We start from the raw sequence: 479 nt of genomic DNA, 5'->3' as shown, positions 1-479 counted from the left end.
GCCGCGCCCGCTGTTCCTCCACCGACCAGTGCGCCGCCCACGTTCGCTACGACGTTCGCGGCAAGGTTGCCCAGGAGGCTCGAACCCGTCTCCGCCGTGACGCCCTTTGAAAGGCTTTCCAGCTGGTTTTTCGTCATTCAAAGCTCAGATTTAAACTGCAAATCCTTGACTATCGCTACATTTCCCCAATTAAAGGAACAGGAGCGACCAACTTCGATACCAACCTTCTTCCCATCAACATCCTGTTTTTCCGAAATAGGCAAACAACCACCCGAAATAGTTACGGTGGGACTGCCCTGCTTGGAAAGCGGAAATTCGATTGCTGCATCCTCAGGTATATGATGCACCAGTGTAAGTGTTCACGAAAAATTTACTTGGAATTTTGACCCGTATCCGCTGAGCAGAATTTCGAGCTCCGCATCGACGGTTTCTTTCGTCCACGTCGCGAATCGCCGCCAGTGGTACTTGAAGTGCTTCCA

1 pseudogene is annotated in these 479 nt (G+C 51.8%); it reads right to left on the bottom strand.

From position 1 onward, the window contains the following. Positions 1-137 precede the first annotated feature (137 nt). Positions 138-356: pseudogene (locus tag F6X37_RS37760) on the bottom strand (hypothetical protein); the annotation flags it as partial. Positions 357-479: the final 123 nt, after the last annotated feature.

It is taken from the genome of Paraburkholderia sp. 31.1, assembly GCF_014397645.1.
GTDB classification, from domain to species: Bacteria; Pseudomonadota; Gammaproteobacteria; order Burkholderiales; family Burkholderiaceae; genus Paraburkholderia; species Paraburkholderia tuberum.
The sequence above is the reverse complement of the archived record's forward strand: the minus strand, read 5'-3'. Positions and strand labels throughout refer to the sequence as shown.